This window comes from Chryseobacterium sp. 1B4, from assembly GCF_036631475.1.
Lineage (GTDB): Bacteria > Bacteroidota > Bacteroidia > Flavobacteriales > Weeksellaceae > Chryseobacterium.
The window spans coordinates 466,481-484,758 of the sequence record NZ_JAPNUF010000008.1; the positions used below are offsets into that span (position 1 = coordinate 466,481).

17 protein-coding genes, 4 pseudogenes and 1 riboswitch are annotated in these 18,278 nt (G+C 36.4%); of the genes and pseudogenes, 10 read left to right on the forward strand and 11 right to left on the reverse strand.

Annotated elements, in window-relative coordinates; genetic code table 11:
* The first annotated feature begins 96 nt into the window (after window positions 1–96).
* From OWR28_RS18515 to OWR28_RS18530, 4 genes and pseudogenes are all read left to right on the forward strand, one after another.
* Window positions 97–2,241: pseudogene (locus OWR28_RS18515) on the forward strand (endonuclease MutS2).
* 689 nt (window positions 2,242–2,930) lie between these two features.
* The gene (locus OWR28_RS18520; RefSeq protein ID WP_332387962.1) at window positions 2,931–3,593 is read left to right on the forward strand and encodes an ATP-binding cassette domain-containing protein; all 663 of its coding nucleotides are present in this window, start codon (window positions 2,931–2,933) and stop codon (window positions 3,591–3,593) included.
* Between the two features lie 122 nt (window positions 3,594–3,715).
* Entirely contained in the window at window positions 3,716–4,423 is a 708-nt protein-coding gene (locus OWR28_RS18525) for a hypothetical protein (RefSeq protein ID WP_332387963.1), read from the forward strand.
* 34 nt (window positions 4,424–4,457) lie between these two features.
* Window positions 4,458–4,637: riboswitch (cobalamin riboswitch) on the forward strand.
* Between the two features lie 115 nt (window positions 4,638–4,752).
* A complete protein-coding gene (locus OWR28_RS18530; protein ID WP_002977578.1) occupies window positions 4,753–5,136 on the forward strand; it encodes an acyl-CoA thioesterase in 384 nt (127 codons plus the stop codon).
* Between the two features lie 50 nt (window positions 5,137–5,186).
* On the opposite strand, the gene OWR28_RS18535 is transcribed toward OWR28_RS18530, so the two are convergent.
* Together OWR28_RS18535 and OWR28_RS18540 are read right to left on the reverse strand one after the other, a co-directional pair.
* Window positions 5,187–5,777 carry an HD domain-containing protein gene (locus OWR28_RS18535; RefSeq protein WP_332387964.1) on the reverse strand — a complete coding sequence of 197 codons (591 nt, stop codon included), beginning with the start codon at window positions 5,775–5,777 and terminating at the stop codon, window positions 5,187–5,189.
* Window positions 5,778–5,785: 8 nt separating this feature from the next.
* Window positions 5,786–6,361: an XAC2610-related protein gene (locus OWR28_RS18540; protein WP_332387965.1), complete on the reverse strand. Its 576-nt coding sequence runs from the start codon at window positions 6,359–6,361 to the stop codon at window positions 5,786–5,788.
* Window positions 6,362–6,862: 501 nt separating this feature from the next.
* Here OWR28_RS18540 and OWR28_RS18545 point away from each other — a divergent pair.
* From OWR28_RS18545 to OWR28_RS18570, 6 genes and pseudogenes are all read left to right on the forward strand, one after another.
* Window positions 6,863–7,192: a PadR family transcriptional regulator gene (locus OWR28_RS18545; protein WP_050020108.1), complete on the forward strand. Its 330-nt coding sequence runs from the start codon at window positions 6,863–6,865 to the stop codon at window positions 7,190–7,192.
* Window positions 7,193–7,203: 11 nt separating this feature from the next.
* The gene (locus OWR28_RS18550; protein WP_332387967.1) at window positions 7,204–8,067 is read left to right on the forward strand and encodes a PspC domain-containing protein; all 864 of its coding nucleotides are present in this window, start codon (window positions 7,204–7,206) and stop codon (window positions 8,065–8,067) included.
* Window positions 8,028–8,924 (forward strand): hypothetical protein, encoded by an 897-nt coding sequence (locus tag OWR28_RS18555; RefSeq protein ID WP_332387968.1) that lies wholly within the window; start codon window positions 8,028–8,030, stop codon window positions 8,922–8,924. The genes OWR28_RS18550 and OWR28_RS18555 overlap by 40 nt, the downstream gene beginning before the upstream one ends.
* Before the next feature lie 316 nt (window positions 8,925–9,240).
* Window positions 9,241–9,848, forward strand: a pseudogene (locus OWR28_RS18560) (1-acyl-sn-glycerol-3-phosphate acyltransferase).
* 25 nt (window positions 9,849–9,873) lie between these two features.
* Entirely contained in the window at window positions 9,874–10,302 is a 429-nt protein-coding gene (locus OWR28_RS18565; RefSeq protein ID WP_332387969.1) for a PaaI family thioesterase, read from the forward strand.
* 277 nt (window positions 10,303–10,579) lie between these two features.
* On the forward strand, window positions 10,580–11,422 hold the full coding sequence (locus OWR28_RS18570; RefSeq protein WP_332387970.1) for a chorismate-binding protein: 843 nt from the start codon (window positions 10,580–10,582) through the stop codon (window positions 11,420–11,422).
* Window positions 11,423–11,911: 489 nt separating this feature from the next.
* Here the strand turns inward: OWR28_RS18570 and OWR28_RS18575 are convergent, their stop codons facing one another.
* The 9 genes and pseudogenes from OWR28_RS18575 to OWR28_RS18615 all read right to left on the reverse strand — a co-directional run bounded on the left by OWR28_RS18575 (window position 11,912) and on the right by OWR28_RS18615 (window position 18,224).
* A complete protein-coding gene (locus OWR28_RS18575; protein WP_002977568.1) occupies window positions 11,912–12,112 on the reverse strand; it encodes a hypothetical protein in 201 nt (66 codons plus the stop codon).
* Window positions 12,113–12,117: 5 nt separating this feature from the next.
* Window positions 12,118–12,718 (reverse strand): annotated as a pseudogene (locus tag OWR28_RS18580) (MarC family protein).
* Between the two features lie 44 nt (window positions 12,719–12,762).
* Window positions 12,763–13,098, reverse strand: a complete 336-nt coding sequence (locus tag OWR28_RS18585) for a hypothetical protein (protein ID WP_332387971.1) — start codon at window positions 13,096–13,098, stop codon at window positions 12,763–12,765.
* Window positions 13,099–13,133: 35 nt separating this feature from the next.
* Window positions 13,134–14,099 carry a hypothetical protein gene (locus OWR28_RS18590; protein ID WP_332387972.1) on the reverse strand — a complete coding sequence of 322 codons (966 nt, stop codon included), beginning with the start codon at window positions 14,097–14,099 and terminating at the stop codon, window positions 13,134–13,136.
* A gap of 92 nt (window positions 14,100–14,191) precedes the next feature.
* Window positions 14,192–14,488, reverse strand: coding sequence for a hypothetical protein (locus OWR28_RS18595; RefSeq protein WP_332387973.1), 297 nt, complete (start codon window positions 14,486–14,488; stop codon window positions 14,192–14,194).
* Window positions 14,489–14,499: 11 nt separating this feature from the next.
* On the reverse strand, window positions 14,500–15,243 hold the full coding sequence (locus OWR28_RS18600) for a tetratricopeptide repeat protein (protein WP_332388066.1): 744 nt from the start codon (window positions 15,241–15,243) through the stop codon (window positions 14,500–14,502).
* Between the two features lie 136 nt (window positions 15,244–15,379).
* Complete coding sequence (locus tag OWR28_RS18605; protein WP_494168479.1) at window positions 15,380–16,066, reverse strand: vWA domain-containing protein; 687 nt, start codon at window positions 16,064–16,066, stop codon at window positions 15,380–15,382.
* Between the two features lie 279 nt (window positions 16,067–16,345).
* Window positions 16,346–17,335: pseudogene (locus OWR28_RS18610) on the reverse strand (VWA domain-containing protein).
* A complete protein-coding gene (locus OWR28_RS18615; protein ID WP_332387974.1) occupies window positions 17,328–18,224 on the reverse strand; it encodes a BatD family protein in 897 nt (298 codons plus the stop codon). Before OWR28_RS18615 ends, OWR28_RS18610 begins: the two are co-directional and overlap by 8 nt.
* Window positions 18,225–18,278: the final 54 nt, after the last annotated feature.

Below are 18,278 nucleotides of genomic sequence, written 5' to 3' on the forward strand. Positions count from 1 at the left end.
TTTATTTTTTAGCGTAAAAACTTTAAATCCCGGTTAATTTATTCTGTAAATCTCTCAGATATACGTAATAATCAAAATTCTCACTAAATTTGCACTGTGTATATAGATAAAGAAGATTTAGACGAATTAGAGTTTCCGCAATTGCTCGCGGAAATCTCCCCATTTGCGTATTCTCCGAAAACAAGAGAAAAAATTCTTCAACTTCGTCCGATGGAAATAGACGAGGCAGAACTTTCATTAAAGAAAACGTCAGAATACCTGTCGAGTTTCGAAAGTTCAAATGCGATTCCGTTTGATGAATATGAAGATATTGAAAGTGAGCTGAAATTGATGCTGATTGAGAACTACCGTCTGGAAAATTCTGCTTTCATCAAAATAAAAACCATCACGGAACAGATCGGAAAACTGCAGAAGTTCTTCCCTACCATGCCGGAAACGTTTCCTACTTTATTGGAAGAAGCTTCTGTACTGGAATTCAGAAAAGAGATCATTGAGAAAGTAGATAAGGTTTTTAACCGTTTTGGTGAGGTAAAAAATGAAGCTTCCCCAGCTTTGAAAGGGATAAGAACTGAAATACAGCTTGCTAAAAAAGCTATCCAGGAAAACTTCAACCGCGCGCTTACCACATATGGTCAGAGTGACTTTCTGGACGATATACGGGAAACCATTATTGATGACCAGAGGGTCTTGGCTGTAAAATCAGGATTCAAAAAAGGGTTCCGGGAAGAACATTAGGAATTTCCAAAACCGGTTCCATTACTTACATTCAGCCGGACAGTGTTGTAAAGCACTACTTCAAGCTTCGTGAAAGTGAAGAGGAAGAGAAAAAGAGATCGATAAAGTTCTCCGTAAACTTACTGCAGAACTGGCAGAATTTCAACCTCAGTTATGGAGATATCAGGTATATATTTTTGACCTTGACCTTACGAGAGCTAAAGCGAAATTTGGTGAACTGATCAATGGAGTTCTTCCGAAAATCAACCATCATAAAACGCTGAGATTAAGAGATGCCTATCATCCTCTTTTATGGTTAAGAAACAAAATAGAGAATAAAACGATTCATCCACAGACACTGACTTTAACGGAGCACAACAGGATCATCTGTATCTCCGGTCCGAATGCCGGTGGAAAATCGATTACCCTGAAAACGGTAGGATTATTACAATTGATGATTCAGAGTGGCATCCTGGTTCCGGTTCATCCAAAGTCTGAAATGTTTTTCTTTGAGAAAATCATGACTGATATTGGAGATAACCAGTCCATTGAAAATCACTTATCGACCTATTCATCGAGATTGAAAAAATGTCAGGAATCATCCGTGAGGCTGATGCCAATACGCTTTTGCTGATTGATGAATTCGGTACAGGTTCTGATCCTGAGCTGGGAGGTGCGCTGGCAGAAAGTTTCATGGAGTTTTTCTATGACAAAAAGAGTTTTGCTATCATCACTACCCATTACACCAATATCAAACTGGTGATAGAACAGCTCCCTAACGCTCAAAACGCAGCAATGCTCTTCAATGAAGAAACTTTGGAACCAATGTATAAGCTGGAAGTAGGGCAGGCAGGAAGTTCATTTACCTTTGAAGTTGCAGAAAAGAATAAAATTCCAAGGTTTATCATCCATTCTGCCAAGAAAAAGGTAGAACATGATATTGTTAATCTCGATAAAACGATTGTAAAACTGCAGCAGGAAAAATTTGAGGTTGAGAAACTGAAATCCGACCTTGCAGAAAGAAAAGAATCTGTAGAAGATAAACGTGATAACCTTCAGAAACTGAATGACCAGCTTCAGCAGAAACTTTTCAATTTCCAGAAGCTGTATGAAGAGGAACACCGTAAACTTCAGTTCGGAAATAAGATTGAGGCATTCATCGACAGCTATACCAAAGGAAAATCCAGAAAGGATGTTGTAAAAGATTTTGTAAAGCTCCTTGAACAGGAGAAATTCAGGAAATTAGGTACCGATAAGGATGAATCCAAACGTCTTCAGGTTGTTAAGAGAAAAATTACCCAACAGCTGAAAAAAGAGGAAGTGATTGAAAAAATTGCTGAAACCAATGAAAAACTGGAGGAAAAACGTAAAACCGACCGTGCTGTGTGGATGAAAGTCGGGCAGCGTGTTCGTATTACAGGAAGCACCAGTGTGGGTACCATTGAGAAAATCTCACGTAATAAAGTGATTGTCAATTACGGCACTTTCAAAACCACGATTGACGCGGATGAGCTTGAGAGAATTTAATTAGTCTGAGGATTAATGTATGCAAATACAGAGAGCACTTTTCAGTGCTCTCTCTTTTTATTTATTTCTTAATGAATCTTTTAATTTTTCTCTTGTATAAAGGTTTTTAATATATTTGAATTCATAAAGTTGTTTAAACTTTACAAAACCGCAAAAGTCACAAAAGGGTTCATTCTAAATGCTTGAGTTCACTGAAGTAAGTTTAAAATGATACCGCAGAAAAGTTCACATAAGATGAAAATCAAAGATTTTCACAAAACTTAGGTGTACTTATTATGCATAAGGTCTGGTTCTGAAAAAACTGAAGTGTTTAAAACTTTTGTGCCTTTTGTGGTTTAAATAACGATTATAAAAGTTTAAACAACCAACCTCCATATATTTAAATATCGGATACCTATTCTAAAAGTATTGAACATGGTCAGAAACTTTACTATTCTTTGGATTTTTTATAAAAAAACCCTCATTCCTACCTTGCTGTTTTCGTTACTTATTTCTTTTCTGCTCCCCTACAGAACTGAAACATTTGGATTAAGTTTTCTTTTAATTTTACCGGTTCTTCATTACTTTATGTACGAAGTAAGGTTTAAAAGCGAATATTATTTTTACGCTAATTCAGGATTTTCAAGAACTTTTCTTTGGACAGGAACGATATTATCAGGATTTCTTGTAAAAACTATAACACTGTTCTTATGAGTAAGCTTCATATTGATAGTGTAACAAAATCTTTCCATGAAAGGAAAATTCTGCAGGATATTTATATAGGATGCGAAACAGGGCAGGTTATAGGGTTATTAGGCAGAAATGGAAGCGGAAAATCAACATTGATGAACATTATTTTCGGCACTGAATATGGCGATACTCAGTTTATAAAATATGACAACACTATTCTGAAAAACATTTCCGACAGAAAAAACCGGATCTCCTATTTGCCACAGGAGCTGTTTCTACCCCAATATATAAAAATCAAAAACCTGATTCCCCTTTTTTGTAACCAAAAGAATACTGAATTACTTTTTAATTCAGAGTTTGTACAACCTTTTCTTCATGAAAAACCTAAAAACCTTTCCAAGGGTGAGCAGAGAATCATTGAAACCCTGATGATTATTTATTCTGAAGCGGATTTTATTTTACTGGACGAGCCATTTCATAGTCTTTCTCCTAAGGTTACTGAAGAACTAAAGAAAAATATACTTCTGGAGTCAGCCCATAAAGGATTTATTATTTCTGACCATAATTTTAAAGATGTTCTGGATATTTCTGTACTTATGTATCTGCTTTCAGACGGCCATCTGAAACAATTACAAGATTTAAATGAACTGCAGCGGTATAATTATCTTCCGAAAAGCATTTAATTTATATATTTGAAGGAACAAAAAATTTTCATGATGACTTTCATAAACAAAGCATTCTATTTATCTGCTTTCAGTATTTTTCTTTAGCCTTTGTAAAGGGGCAGAATAAAGTTCCTTTCGGAGTGGTAAAAGCTGACGAGGGATATGCCAATGTGCGGGTTCATAAAGACAATTACAGAAAAATTGTAGATAAGATCCGTATGCGCAAAGGTGATGTATTTGTTTATGTAAAGCCTGCTCCGGGAGAAACAGAATGGATCTGGATCAAATATCCCGAGAAACAGGATGATGACAAGCCGTTTGTGCGTTATGAAACTCTTGATAAAGAAGGAATGGTGAATAAAGAGCGTATTGCTTATATTGATCAGCTTCCCGCCTATACCCCTTCCAAATCTAAAAACGGAAGATCACTTATTTTCACCGACAATTCCGATCCTAAAATCCCTACTGCCCAAAGAAGCAAAGTGGTGATTGATATCTATCCTTCCAATGCAGGATACCGTAAAAAGGAAAAAGATGCGGAAGGAAAGCTCCTTACCATTGACAAAGTAAAACCCTGGGGAATCGGAAATGATCTTCCCGAAGGGATGACTGAAATCAAATCAATCAGGGTACAACAACCCGGAAGAGGTTCTGTTTTTGTAAGGGAAGCCATCAAAAACATGTTCCAGCCTACCATGGATTTTGAGAACGTCGGAGTAACTTCCCTTGATAACGATAATATTTTTCTTTATATGATCAACGGTTCAGGAGAAAACAGATATACAACGCTGTGGACCATCAAGAAAGGAAGGGTAATCAGCCAGATTATTTTCCATAATCCGGAATAAATTCATTATTTTTGCATCCGAAAAGTTTTAATACTTATTCATCACAGAAATTGGTTCTGCATCACTGCAGATTAAAAGGGAACCGTGTGAAAATCACGGACTGTCGCGCAACTGTAAGTAACTGAAGTCTTTATCAAAGATCCACTGTGCGAGGCATGGGAAGGAGATAAATGATGTTACAAGTCAGGAGACCTGCCTTTTTCTTAAACATGTAACTTTCGCGATCTGAAGTTGTATTGATCTGATGAATTGTTTCAGGAATTTCCAAAGTTCCTGTCATTGTTCTGTTGTTTTGATATCTCTCATTTCGCTTTAATTAATAATGATATATGACTACAGAAGAAAGAATTGAAGCATCCGAAACCAGAATCTTTAAAGCGGTTTTCCCTAACACAACCAATCATTACGATACCCTTTTCGGTGGTACGGCTATGCAGCTGATGGACGAAGTAGCTTTTATCACAGCAACCCGTTTTGCCAGAAAAAGGGTGGTAACGGTAAGCAGTGACAAAATCGATTTCAAAAAACCTATTCCTGCCGGAACTATTGTGGAACTGATCGGGAAGGTTTCATACGTAGGAAAAACCAGTATGAAAGTAAATGTTGAAATTTACACGGAGCAGATGTATTCCTACGAAAGAGAAAAAGCTATTGTAGGTGATTTTACTTTTGTAGCGATTGATGAATTCAAGAAACCAATTCAGATACTATAAATACTAAAAATTTCGGGCGGCCTCTGGCCGCCCGAAATTTTTCATTGAAATTATTTCAAAACCTTTTCCGTTTCCAGACTTCTGTTCAGTAAAAGTTCAAAGGCCTCACCCATTTCATCTGATGCCCTGCTGATCGCATTTTCAAGCATATTTCTGATTTGTTTTTCTGTGACTCCTGCTTCAGTCCAGCTTTTTCCCGCAGTATGGGAATTTAAGATAAACGGCATGATTCTGTCAATCCCGCAGGCGAAAATAGCATCCGGAGTCTTTTCTTCCTCAAACTCAAGCCATAGATTAAAGAACTCTGTACGTAAAGGTTCATCCAGAATTCCAAAGATCTTCTGGGCAGATGCCTTTTCTCTTTCAAACTTTCCTACCATTGCTTTTTCATCAAAAATAAAAGTATCTCCGGCTTCTATTTCAACCAGGTCATGAATGGAAAGCATCCTTATTACTCTTAGTAAATCAATATCTGCACGGTTTTTGGCATAAGGATAAAGGATCTGAGCCAGGATAATGATCTGCCATGAATGCTCTGCTGTATTCTCTCTCCGGGAATCGTCAGCATTGTAATTTCTTCGCTGCACATTTTTCAGAGCATCCACTGCCAGGATAAAATCGATTTCTTTCTGAATTTTCATCTTACTTTTTATTTTTTGTTATACTGATCTGCCGGATATACCTTGGTTTTGGTAATCCATTTATTATTGATCTTTTCTTTCGTTATTACCCTTACCTGATCCTCATTGGTCATATCTTCCTCTTTTTCAAGCACCCTGTCCAGCCCTTTGTTCGGAATGACAGCATATTCTGTTGTAAAAAGCCTGCAGCAACCGGACTTACCGTAGGAAATAAGACGTTTGCGTTTGGCGTCTGTTTCAAAAAAATCAAAACCACTCGAGCCCAGGTCTGTAAGTTCTTCACTTTTCACAAATGCCATTCTTGTGCTGTTGAATACATACACATCATAAGAAGCCGAGCTGTAATTTCCCATATTCCCGTTTCTTATCGCCACATCTTCGGTTCCGTCAAAATTAAAATCATCTGTAATGACTGAACGCTGGTCATTTGCCAGAGGAATCAGTTTCCCCGGAATCAATTTTTGTCCCTGTTTCGGATTTAAAACAAGGTTATCAGAAACAAAACTCTGTACCTTACTGTTATTATTGTCAAACAATTCTACCGTTCCTTTTCCTCCACATTGGCCATCATTACAATTTTCCACATGGATGATTGCGTTATATTTCTTGGATACATTTTTTATTTCAAACTGATATTGCCCAAAGCATAAAGGGCCCAATAAAAGAAATACCGGCAAGTGTTTATAGCTGTTCAAAATATTCATGGTAATTGTAAATGGATTAAGTGTCTTTTCCTAACAAAAATACGAATCATTATGCCGATCTCAAAATCCCAGGCTCTTTATAATGATAAGTGATAGATGATCAATAGTAAAAATAAAAGATGGAAGTGGCCTATATAGATAATTCTTAAAATTTAAAGTTTTTTTGGTCTTTTTTTGCCAAAATTTATTCTAACAAAAAATCAATACAAAAATTATATAGCTGATTATCAATTAATTAAATTATTTATTTTAAAAATTTCACTACTTTGTATTGCATAATACCATTTTATTTACATATCTTTGTAATGTAAAATTAGAATAGGCTCAGCTAGCTAGGAGCATTTTTCTAAAAATATAACTAATTAACAAAACTTATCAAAGATGAATACTGAAAATACCAAAGCGCAAATGCGAAAAGGAATTCTGGAATTCTGTATTCTAAGTCTCATCAATCACCGTGAAATGTATGTTTCCGATCTGATTGACGAACTGAAAAAAGGGAAACTGGATGTAGTGGAAGGGACCCTCTACCCTCTTCTTACAAGACTTAAAAACGGAGAGTTTCTCTCTTACAGATGGGAAGAATCTACTGGAGGCCCGCCCAGAAAATATTATCAGATCACAGAAAAAGGAAAACTTTTCCTGGATGAACTTCTCAATACATGGAATGAGCTGACAGCCTCAGTAAATCAAATTACCCAACAAAATTAAAAAACAAAGCTATGAACAAGACACTCTCAATAGGACTCGCAGGTTTTTCTTTTACCATAGAAGAACACGCATATATAAAGCTCAGCGATTACCTGAATGCACTGAGAAACTCACTGGAGGCTTCAGAAGCGGATGAGGTAATGCATGACATAGAAATAAGAATGGTGGAAATTTTCAAAGATTCTTTAGGAAAACGTGAAGTGATCAATGACACCGATGTAGAAAAGGTAATTGCACAGATCGGAAGCCCTGAAAAAATCGAAGAGCAGGAAGAGGCTTATTTTTCCGAAAAAACATCTGCCAGAAAAAATAATTCAGGAACTTATTATACAGATAAAAAACAGCTTTTCCGTGATCCGGAAAAACAAAAAGTAGCAGGAGTTTGCGCAGGTTTAGCTCAATATGTGGGAATGGACATCACTACAATGAGAGCAATCTGGCTTGGGATCTTTATCTTAGGAATTTTCACAGCAGCCATTTCCTCTTCATTAATAGGACTTTTATATGTAATCCTTTGGATCGTACTTCCAAAAGCTGAAACAGCAGCAGATTTCCTGAAAATGCAGGGAAAGCCTATGAACTTCGACAATCTTAAGAATGAGTCTAATAAGCTGGTACAATTTGCCAATGAATCTACTCAGAGGGTCGGAGAAATCTACACTGAAAACAAACCTTATATCAACAATGCAGGAAGCGGAATCTGGAATGTATTTAAGTACATCGTAGGAGGATTCTTCGTACTGATGGCTGTAGGAAGCATTATAGGAGTATTTGTATTATTCGGTCTTTTCGGGATGGATACAGACTTCCTGGTGCCAATGAAATCAGATTCTATATGGATGATCAGGGGCTGGATAAAGTACTGGCAGCCATGATGGTCATCGGAAGCTTAATTCCGGCAATCCTTTTCAGCTTATTAAGCATCAAGATCTTCTCTCCAAAAACAAAACTGAGAAATATCGGATGGGTTGTAGGAGGTTTATTTCTTCTTCTGATCGGACTGGGAACTTACTTCGGAATAAGCATGGCTAAGAAGGACATGATCTACAGAGGAAGCAAGGAAGATGTGGAAAATGTTGCCATCAATACTACTTCAGATACAGTGTATGTAGACGTAAAACAGGTTAATATCCCTCAAAACTTCAAAGCTTACAACAATAATATTTATTCAGATAAAAGATCCGTTTATGAAGAAGATTATATCTCTGTAGATGTTACAAGAAAACCGGATATCAAAACGCCTTATCTGATCATCAAAAAAGAAGGAAACGGATATAACTTCCCTATTCAGATGACTGTTCCTGTAGAAGTGGTAAATAATAAAGTATTACTTCCGAACTATATAAAATATCCGTATGAACACAGATTCAGAGACTATAGCCTAGATTATGAACTTGTAGTTCCACAAAAAATGGTGGTTATTTCAATGAAAAAAGACCGCATCAATATGGATGGGGATCTGGATGGAGATGGTATCAATGACAACGATCAGGATAATGACGACGACAATAACAATGTACGAATTGAAAAAAATAAAATCACGGTAAACGGTTCCAGTATCGAATACAACTCTGATGATAAAGACAGTATCATTGTAAACGGTAAAAAAGTTCCGAACAGCCAGGCAAAGAAAGTAATTGATTCTGCAGTGTCTACTATCAAGAAATCAAACAAGGACATGGACATCAAAATCAAAGACGGAAAAAACGAAATTTCCATACAAACTAAATAATTAACTTCAGAGAGTGGTAGAAGGTGTGAGTGGATGGCAACCGTTTGAAATTCACACCCTTCTTCTCTCAGAAAAGTGAAAATAAAACAATATTTAGTTTCCTATATGAAAAAAATGTTTTAATTTCGTAAAGCTAAAAATTTAATAACCAAACAAACAAAAACACAGCTTCATCATGATACAATTTGCAATGGAATTCGTAATGAAAATCGTAGATTTAATTAGCGGTTTGTTTTAAGAGCGATAATATTTCAATATATTTGTAAAGTATAACCAAAGTTTGGTTATACTTTTTTGTTTTTAACCCAAGAAATCTATGAAAAAGCTGATAGGCAAAGCAATGTTAAAGATATTAGGCTGGAAGGTCGTTCTGCAGGGCGATGTCAACAACCTGAACAGATGTATACTGGTAGTGGCTCCACATACCCATAACATGGAATACATTTTAGGAAATTTCGCCTACTGGTCTTTAGAAAAGCCTTTAAAAATTATCATTAAAGATGCCCACACCAAAGCCTGGTATGGAAGTATTGTAAAAGGCCTTGGAGGTATTGGTATCGACAGAAGCCAGAAAAACGATCTTGTCAATTTTGTAGCCAATCAGTTTTCTAAAGAAGACTTCAGTCTCGTAATTACCCCGAAGGAACAAGAAGCTGGGTGCCGAAATGGAGAAAAGGTTTTTACCACATGGCTTTGGCAGCAAAAGTTCCTATTGTACTGGCAGCAGGCGATTTCAAAAGAAAAATTGTTTATCTGGGATATACTATTCCTTACGAAAGAATAGCATCAGTACCTTTTTCAGAGATCATGCAGGAAATCCAGGATTATTATGTAAAAAATGATATTGTCCCGAAAGTTCCGGCCAACTGGAATCCTAATATTATGGGAACCGGGAATGAAACGGACAGCGTAAAACAAAATTAATCAATCATCATTTAGCAATTGAAAAATGAAAGGTCAGACAAAAGAAGAAATATTAGCATTCATCAATAACTGGGGAGATGTAACTCTTGCCAAAACACTTGAAATAAAGTTCATCGATATTGATCTGGAAAATGAAACCCTTACTGCTACAATGCCTGTTCTGCCAAGAACCCACCAGCCGTTTGGGATCATGCATGGAGGAGCGAGCTGTGTTTTAGCAGAGACTTTAGGTTCAAGCCTGTCTAATATCTTTATCGATGGCGAAAAATATTACGGTGTGGGAACCAATATCAATTCCAATCATTTAAGAAGTAAAAAAGATGGTATTGTAACGGCTACAGCGCGTTTTATCAGAAAAGGCAAAACGATGCATGTTTCTGAAATTGAAATCCGTGACGAAAAAGGAATACTTATCAATCATACAACTATGACGAATAATATTATTCACAGATAAGTTGCAACAGCATAAAAAAATAAAGGACTTAAAATAAATTTAAGTCCTTTTTATTTTGACATCTTTAAGACTAGTAATACCTTTGCAGAAAGGAAAACCACATTGGAAATTCTTATACCATTTTCCTCTGATGATTTTCAAAATCCTTCATAACTAATGATTTATTTCAAACTTCCTTTCGACGAAAAGCTCCTGACTGCTGATAAAAAAACACTCAAAATGCAGTCACCTTTTTTCCTACAACGGCTCAGACCAGATCATCTTCCATGGAGATATTATGGATGCATCTACGGAATTTTCTCTCAGTTCCGTTACAAATGAAGATCTTATAAACGATTTAACAAATTTTACCGCTGAAACGGAAGAAGAATACTGCGCAACATTGCAGGAAGTGATTAAAGTGATTAAAGAAAACAATCTGCCTAAGCTTGTTTATTCCAGAAGAAAAATATTTACAGACTTTACAGTAATCGATTATAAAGAAAGTTTTAAAAATGTATGTGATTCTTATCCCAATGCTTTCAGATATCTGTTTAATGACGGGCAAAATGCATGGATGGGAGCTTTTTCGGAAGTATTAGGTAAGTTTAATAAAAGAACCTATGAGTTCGAGACCATGGCTCTTGCAGGTACCTTACCTGTATCAGAAGAGTGGTCTGAAAAAGAAATTGAAGAACAGAAACCGGTTACTACCTACATTCAGGACATTCTTAAAAACTATTCTAAGGATGTAAAGCAATCGGAAACGTATGATCACATTTCAGGAAATATCAAGCATTTACGGACAGATTTTAAAACCAGTATAAAGCCTGAAGATCTAGACAGCATTATCAGTGACCTTCACCCTACTCCCGCTGTCTGTGGAATTCCAAAAGATTTTTGTAACGAGAATATCCGTAAGTATGAAAAATTTCCACGGGAATTCTATGCTGGCTATATTAAGGTTGAAACCGAAGAAAGCATCTTCTACTTTGTGAACCTGCGCTGTGCAAGGCTTTATAAAAACGCTGTGCATATTTTCGTGGGAGGAGGAATTACAGCTCAGAGCACCCCGGAAAAAGAATGGAGAGAAACGGAGCTGAAATCTGAGGCAATATTAAAAAATCTGGTTATTTCATAGAATTTTGTGAGCTTTGCATGATATTCATAAGTTTTGGCTAAAGCCAATTGCATATGTTTTGTTTAAACGGGCTAAAGCCCGTTTCTATTGAATTAATCACATTAATGGCTTGATACAAATCATGTAATTACATTTATATATTGCCCGCAGAATCGCGGATCTTCACAGATGATTGCGCATATTTTTCTTTGTTAAGCAAACACCTTTGCGAACAAATTGTAAAGCTATCAATAAGAACTTTGTGAGCTTTGCATGATATTCATAAGTTTTGGCTAAAGCCAATTGCATATGTTTTGTTTAAACGGGCTAAAGCCCGTTTCTATTGAATTAATCACATTAATGGTTTGATACAAATGAAATCTAATCGCAACCTATTACCTATTACCTATTACCTATTACCTATTACCTATTACCTAATCCCTGCTGCCTAACAAAACAAAAAACCTCCTTCAAAAGAAAGAGGTTTATATCTATATTGAAATATTCAATTTATTTCTTTACACCGATTCTGCTCCATGTATCCATTACAAAAAGCAGGATAAGTCCTAATCCTGCAGCAGCAGCTGAGAATACAAACTTCAGGTTATCTTCATCTCCTAAGATATCTGTTGTCTGCCAGTTGATAGCATAAAGATTGATGGCGATGAATACGATAAACAGTACTAAAAATACTTTATAAAACTTCTTCATGACTCTTAAAAATTAATATAATTCTGCACCAGCTGGGCAAAATTTGCGGTGAATAATTTAATTGAAATTGCCAAAAGGATGATTCCGAAAACTTTCTGCAGGATCATCAAAGTAGCATCCCCGATTTTCTTTCCAACCATTTCGCTGATTTCAGCACCAAATATACGAAAATTGTATTAAGAATAATTCCGCAGATAATATTTATATCATGAAATTCAGCTCTAAGAGACAGTGCGGTAGTCAGGGTTCCTGCCCCTGCAACCAGCGGAAATGCGATGGGTACAATAGATGCGGCCTTTGCTTCAGTTGTTTTATTAATTTCAATTCCCAGAATCATTTCAGGGCTATGACAAAAATCACAAAGGCTCCGGCAATAGCAAAGGAATTTACATCAACCCCGATAAGTTTCAGAATCTTGTTTCCTACGAAAAGGAAAATGATCATAATAGCTCCGGCAGTGATTGCAGCCCTTCCGGCTTCAATCTGTCCGAATTTCTGCTGAAGGCTTACTATAATAGGAACTGAGCCGATAATATCGATAACGGCAAAAAGAACCATAAAGCTGGTAACAATCTCTTTAAAAGAGAAACCATCAAAAATTTCCATCTCTTTGTAATTAAAAATTTCGCAAAAATATGAAAATAAACTGATTATTTGCTAATTTGTGAATATAAATTAACAATTGTTTTCAAAAGTTCTTCAAGAGCTTCAGAAGATTTTACAGGATTGTATTTTTCCATCTGAACTTTTTGCTGCAACTTACCATATTCTTCTGCTATGGAAGACCCTTTATGTGTTTCAAGAAAAGCCCTGAACTCCGAAGCAGAGCCTTTGAAATATTGGCTTCTCACTTCTTCATCCAATTCTTCCAGGGTAACAAAGAACTTCTCATACTCTCCGTTATCTTTAAGATTTTCCAGATATCCGAAATAATCATTGATATCTGTTTTCATCAATTCCCGGATTTCTTTTTCTGTTTCCGCCACTGAGCCTAAGGGTTTTGATGGTACATTTTCCCTAACTAATGTACGTTTTTTTGCCAATTTTTAAATAACAGATAAGCAACAAACAAGCTTATCAGAATAGCAATATTTGTCAGAAGAATATTCCAGTGAAACTTGTTCTTTTCCTTTACCTTGAATGAAGTGGTCTTTAAAACAGGTGTGTTTACCGTCTCGAGAAGGTTATTGGTATATTCATTTACCTTTTCTACGGTAGAACGGGCTTCCAAAATCTGATCGTGAGAAAATGCATTCAGATCCAGTGTTTTTTGTCCCAGATCTACATATTCTTTATTGGCAGGATTGAAGAAGGCAAACTGTTCTGTTTTAATGGATATGGCCCCTGCTTTTTTTGGAATGATAACATAATTAGCTAAGATCTCTCCTTTCATTCCAGCAGTTCCGGGAGCAACGTTAGAAGTAATTTTAGGAGCAAAGACTTCATAATCCGGAGAGGCAGCAATTTTTGGAAGTTCCATATCCGGTAAATTACCTTCACCTGAAACTTTTACTACTACATTCAGAGGTTTTCTTGCTTCCGGCTTTTCTTTGGAAGCGTTATATACGTTTACATTAAAGTTACCCACAGCATTTTTAAAGCATTCAGGAGCTCCTTCAGGAAGCTTTCTTACATTAATCTTAACTTTATTGGAAACAATTTTAGTTTTATTTGAATAGGTGCTTACTGATGCTGTTACTCCCGGAACCTCCACATATCCTGCTTCATTTGGGAATACCATGAACATCGCCAGAACCTGTGAAGGCATATTTCCATATCCTGACGGATCTATCTCAGATTTATCAAAATTGATGGGATGCACATTGATATTATCCTGTTGCGGAAGATGGATATTTTTCACCTTTCTCAGGTTATCTATGTTTTTTGAATATACTCTCAGTACCGCAACAGTTGGCTGATCCTGATATACATCCCTGTCATCAATCTCCATATTGAGGTAAACATCATTGGATGTATTGGCAGCCAATGATCTTTTGTCAACAATATCACGGATATTGACATCAAAAGGTTCTGTTTTATAAATTCTGTTGTTTACCGTAACCAGTACAGAACCGATTTTTATTTTCCCTTTTTCTTAGGTTCAAGGGCAATTCGGGATACTTTTTGGGTAATGAGCGTATTGGTGGCCGGATCGATCACAGTATTGGTAACAGATCCGCTCCCTATGATATTAAATTTTGAAAGATCCGGAAGCTGTAAACCTGTCTGCTGTACAAGATCACTTCCGTTAAGTTCAAGAACAATAGTAAGATTGATGATATCTTTACCCCCATACTCAGATTTATCTGCATCCATAGAAAGATTTACCTGTCCGTAAGTAATTACGGACGCCAGGGTAAGCAATATGTAAATCAATTTGTGCTGCATCACCAATCTTTCTCGTTGCTTTCAGGCATCGAATAAGAATTTTTGTTTAAAATTCTTCTGGCGGTTTCTTTTTCTTTTTCGTTTATTTTATCTAAGATCGCATTTTCAAGATTCTTCGGCATTCTGCCTTCGTTATTCTGATTCTGCTTAGGATTGTCGCCCTGGTCACTTTTGCCTTCATTCTGAGGGCCGTTACCCTGATCCTGTTTTTTGTCTTTGTCGCCTTTCTGATCGTCACCTTTATTCTGATCATTTCCGCCGCCGCCTTTTCCTGAGTTGTTCTGTTCGTTTTTTTGTTGTTGTTTTTCTTTTTCTTTCAGCTTGGCAATCTCATAGTTTTTTCTGGTTACCTCGCTGTAGGGATCCTGCTTCAGGGCCTTCTTATAATAATCAGCAGCTTTTTCCGGCTGGTTCATCTGCATATAAGCATTTCCCAAATTATGAAGGGCAGCAGTCTTATCAGGAAGTGTCTGTGAAAGTTTTTCTGCTTTTTCAAACTCTGCTTTTGCTTCTTCGTATTTTTTACTTTTATATAGAGCATTCCCCATGTTATAATGAGCGGTAAAATCTTTGTCGTTTGATTTTATCGCTTCCATGTATTTGGAAGAAGCTCCGTCATAGTCTTTACCGTCAAATTTCTGGTTCCCTTCATGGATTAAATTTCTGTAGTTTTCCTGCCCAAACAGGAAGCCTGAGAAAGAGAAGGCAACAATAAACGATAAAAATATGATTTTAGTATTCATCACTTGCAAAATTATTCCTTTATATGTTAAGAAACAGAGTTTTATTTGTTAAAATTCGGTTAAAGTACTTGTAGAATTTCTTCTATATAAAGAGGAAATCTACACATTAAAATCCTTTTAGGATTAAAAATATAAATTAAAAGAAAAACAGCATAGATACTGCAAGAAAATATTGATAGTAATGATTCGCATTCTGTGATTTCACCATGGTTTCAGCACCTGCAGATTTCTTATTTACAGCTTCTGCTATTCTGTCCGGGGCTTCATTGATATTATTTCCGTCAATATAAGTCCCGTCTGTAGATTCAGCCATTTTCTTTAAAGCCTCCGTCTGCCTCTTTGAAATTACTGTTCCGCCATTAACATCAGTCTTGTAACCCATCAGCTGTCCAAAAACGTATTCCGGAACCGGCGCACCTTCATCAGTACCAATCCCGACGGAAGTAATGCTCACTCCTTCTTTATTTGCTAATCGTATAGCGGCATTATCATTTCCTTCATTATCCTCACCATCACTTAACAGAACAACTTTTCTGGACCCTTTGCTTACATTTTTAAACTTTTCAACCGCTGCCTGCATTCCCTTCAGAAAATCAGTTCCCTGAATCTGCATGGAGCTTGTCTCAATACCGCTGATATAGGTTTCTGCTGAATTATAATCTGTGGTAAGAGGCATTATCGACATTGCATTTCCGGCAAAAATGACAATACCAATTTTGTCATTATTCATTTTCTTCATGGCAGCCATCATCAGATTTTTAGCTTCTGCAAGACGGCTTGGGTCTATATCCTCTGCGTTCATAGAATTGGATACATCCAGCATAAAAATCACATTGTTCAGTTTCGGTACTTTTCACTTCTTCTGAACCATTCAGAAGATCAATGATAGAGAATATCAGAAATAATGTTGCCAATAAATACAATGCAGGAAAATACTTTGTAAATCCTGATTTCTTTTCAAATAAGTTTTCATGAAACTGACTGGCTGCAAAAATTTCTCTTTTTTTATTTCTCCATTTTAAAAACCGGATCAAAAAGGAAGCTAACAGCGGCAGAAGCAACAGTAAAAATAAATACCAATAATTTCCTAAAGACCAACTCATCAGCTTAAAATTTTATAAAACACCCATCTTAACAATGCATCCAATACCAGCATTCCTAAAGCAATCCAGAGAAATATCTTAAAATATTCTTCATAATTGTAAAGCTTGGAAACTTTCACATCAGATTTTTCCAGCTGGTTAATTTCATCGTATACTTCTTCAAGACTGCTGTTTGAGGTAGCTCTGAAATACTTCCCTCCTGTAGTCTGTGCAATCTCTCAATGTATTTTCATCAATCGTTACCTCTGTTTCAGTAAAGATAAGATCTCCGAAAATGTCCTGCGATGTTGGCATCAGGGCATAACCATTGGTCCCGATTCCGATTGCATATACCTTTATATTATTATTTTTTGCCAGTTCGGCAGCTACCTGCGGAGGAATTGCATTCTGAATATTACTTACTCCATCCGTCATCAGGATGACTACTTTACTTTTAGCCTTACTTTTTACCAGGTGGTTTACGGCAACAGAAAGACCTTCTCCAATCGCTGTACCTGGTTCAAGACCGGCAGAATTAAGATTTTTAATCTCATCAATAACAACCTGATGATCTGAAGTAACAGGAACTTTGGTAAATGCCTCCGCAGCATATGCTACAACTCCTATCCTGTCATTGGGACGTTTCTGAACAAATTTTACAGCAATATCTTTCAATGCAGTGATACGATCGGGACTTAAATCCTTTGCGAGCATACTTAAAGAAACATCAATAGATAACATAATATCTACTCCTTTTGTATCATCCCTGTCCTGCGAAATCGTAAATGTTCTCGGCCTTGCCATTGCAATAATCAAAGCTGAAAGAATAATATACTTCGAGATTTTCAATAAAAAAAGTACACCCTGGATACCACCGCTGTGATCCATGTTTTTTATCGTAGGTACCTTTATGCCTTTTCTTTCTTTTTCCCGATATCTTTAATCAAAAGCGGAATAAACAGCAAAAAAAGCAGTAAAAACCACGGGCTGTAAAACTCAAAATTAAACATCCTTTCTTAAGTTTTCGAATTCAAGATCTTTGGATGATCTTTTCACAAAATCCCTGATATTGGCAAAATCTCTCTCCATGGTCTCCTGATCAGGAAAAGTTTTGGCAAATTTCACAAGATCTCCCCTCTGGAATACATCTTCCACAATTTTTTCGTTGTCCTGGGAGATTGTGTTATTCTTTTTCATGACATCAATAAGATCATCTGTAAGAAGGACATCTGCCGGAAGATGGTATTGTTTTGTAATGAAGTTTCGGGAAATATCAATCAGTTCCACATAAAAGGACCGGAAGTTTCCGCCTTCAATATATTTTTTCTTTTTAAGCGAGTCAAGTTCTTTTAAAGTCTGATTGGTGGCTACAACAGGGGAACTTTTGGATTTCCTGCCCCATTTTACAAACATGATAATGGCAATAATTATTGCAATACCAGCCAATGCTGCCAGAATATAAAACTTATAAAGCTCCCAATAGTCCTGCGGTTCAAGCTTCACCTCCTTATTCTTCATGATATCATTAATCTGATCGGCTTTCTGAGCAGTATTAATGACATCTATTTCATAAGGAATCGTTTTAAGGATTTTATCACCCACTTTGAATTCCAGTTCTGGAATGGTAAATTTTCCTTCGTCAAAAACAGCAAATTCTATTTTTCTTTCATAGCTATTGGCAGATTGCCCGATGCTGTCTTTGATTTCCTCAAAATGAAAAGGGAGCAGCTCATTTTTCGGAGCTGAAGTAACCTGCTGCCCGCTAAGGTTATCAATCTTTATCGTAATATGATTGGTTTCTCCCAGAGCAAGCGTTTTCTTTTCTACGTTAGAGGATAATATCTGTGAAAAAACATTCGCACAGACCAGAAAAGATAATATTAAAAGTATTTTTTTCAATGTTAAAATAATAAAGGCAGCTGCCTCATTTTTTTTAGTTATGGGTCAAACCCG

Coding starts and splice junctions, on each gene's coding strand:
- OWR28_RS18575 (WP_002977568.1), bottom strand. CDS start 12,112: ATGAAGAAGTTTTATAAAGTATTTTTAGTACTGTTTATCGTATTCATC.
- OWR28_RS18545 (WP_050020108.1), top strand. CDS start 6,863: ATGAATACTGAAAATACCAAAGCGCAAATGCGAAAAGGAATTCTGGAA.
- OWR28_RS18520 (WP_332387962.1), top strand. CDS start 2,931: ATGAGTAAGCTTCATATTGATAGTGTAACAAAATCTTTCCATGAAAGG.
- OWR28_RS18550 (WP_332387967.1), top strand. CDS start 7,204: ATGAACAAGACACTCTCAATAGGACTCGCAGGTTTTTCTTTTACCATA.
- OWR28_RS18555 (WP_332387968.1), top strand. CDS start 8,028: ATGGATGATCAGGGGCTGGATAAAGTACTGGCAGCCATGATGGTCATC.
- OWR28_RS18600 (WP_332388066.1), bottom strand. CDS start 15,243: ATGAATACTAAAATCATATTTTTATCGTTTATTGTTGCCTTCTCTTTC.
- OWR28_RS18565 (WP_332387969.1), top strand. CDS start 9,874: ATGAAAGGTCAGACAAAAGAAGAAATATTAGCATTCATCAATAACTGG.
- OWR28_RS18605 (WP_494168479.1), bottom strand. CDS start 16,066: ATGCTGGATGTATCCAATTCTATGAACGCAGAGGATATAGACCCAAGC.
- OWR28_RS18570 (WP_332387970.1), top strand. CDS start 10,580: ATGGATGCATCTACGGAATTTTCTCTCAGTTCCGTTACAAATGAAGAT.
- OWR28_RS18530 (WP_002977578.1), top strand. CDS start 4,753: ATGACTACAGAAGAAAGAATTGAAGCATCCGAAACCAGAATCTTTAAA.
- OWR28_RS18535 (WP_332387964.1), bottom strand. CDS start 5,777: ATGAAAATTCAGAAAGAAATCGATTTTATCCTGGCAGTGGATGCTCTG.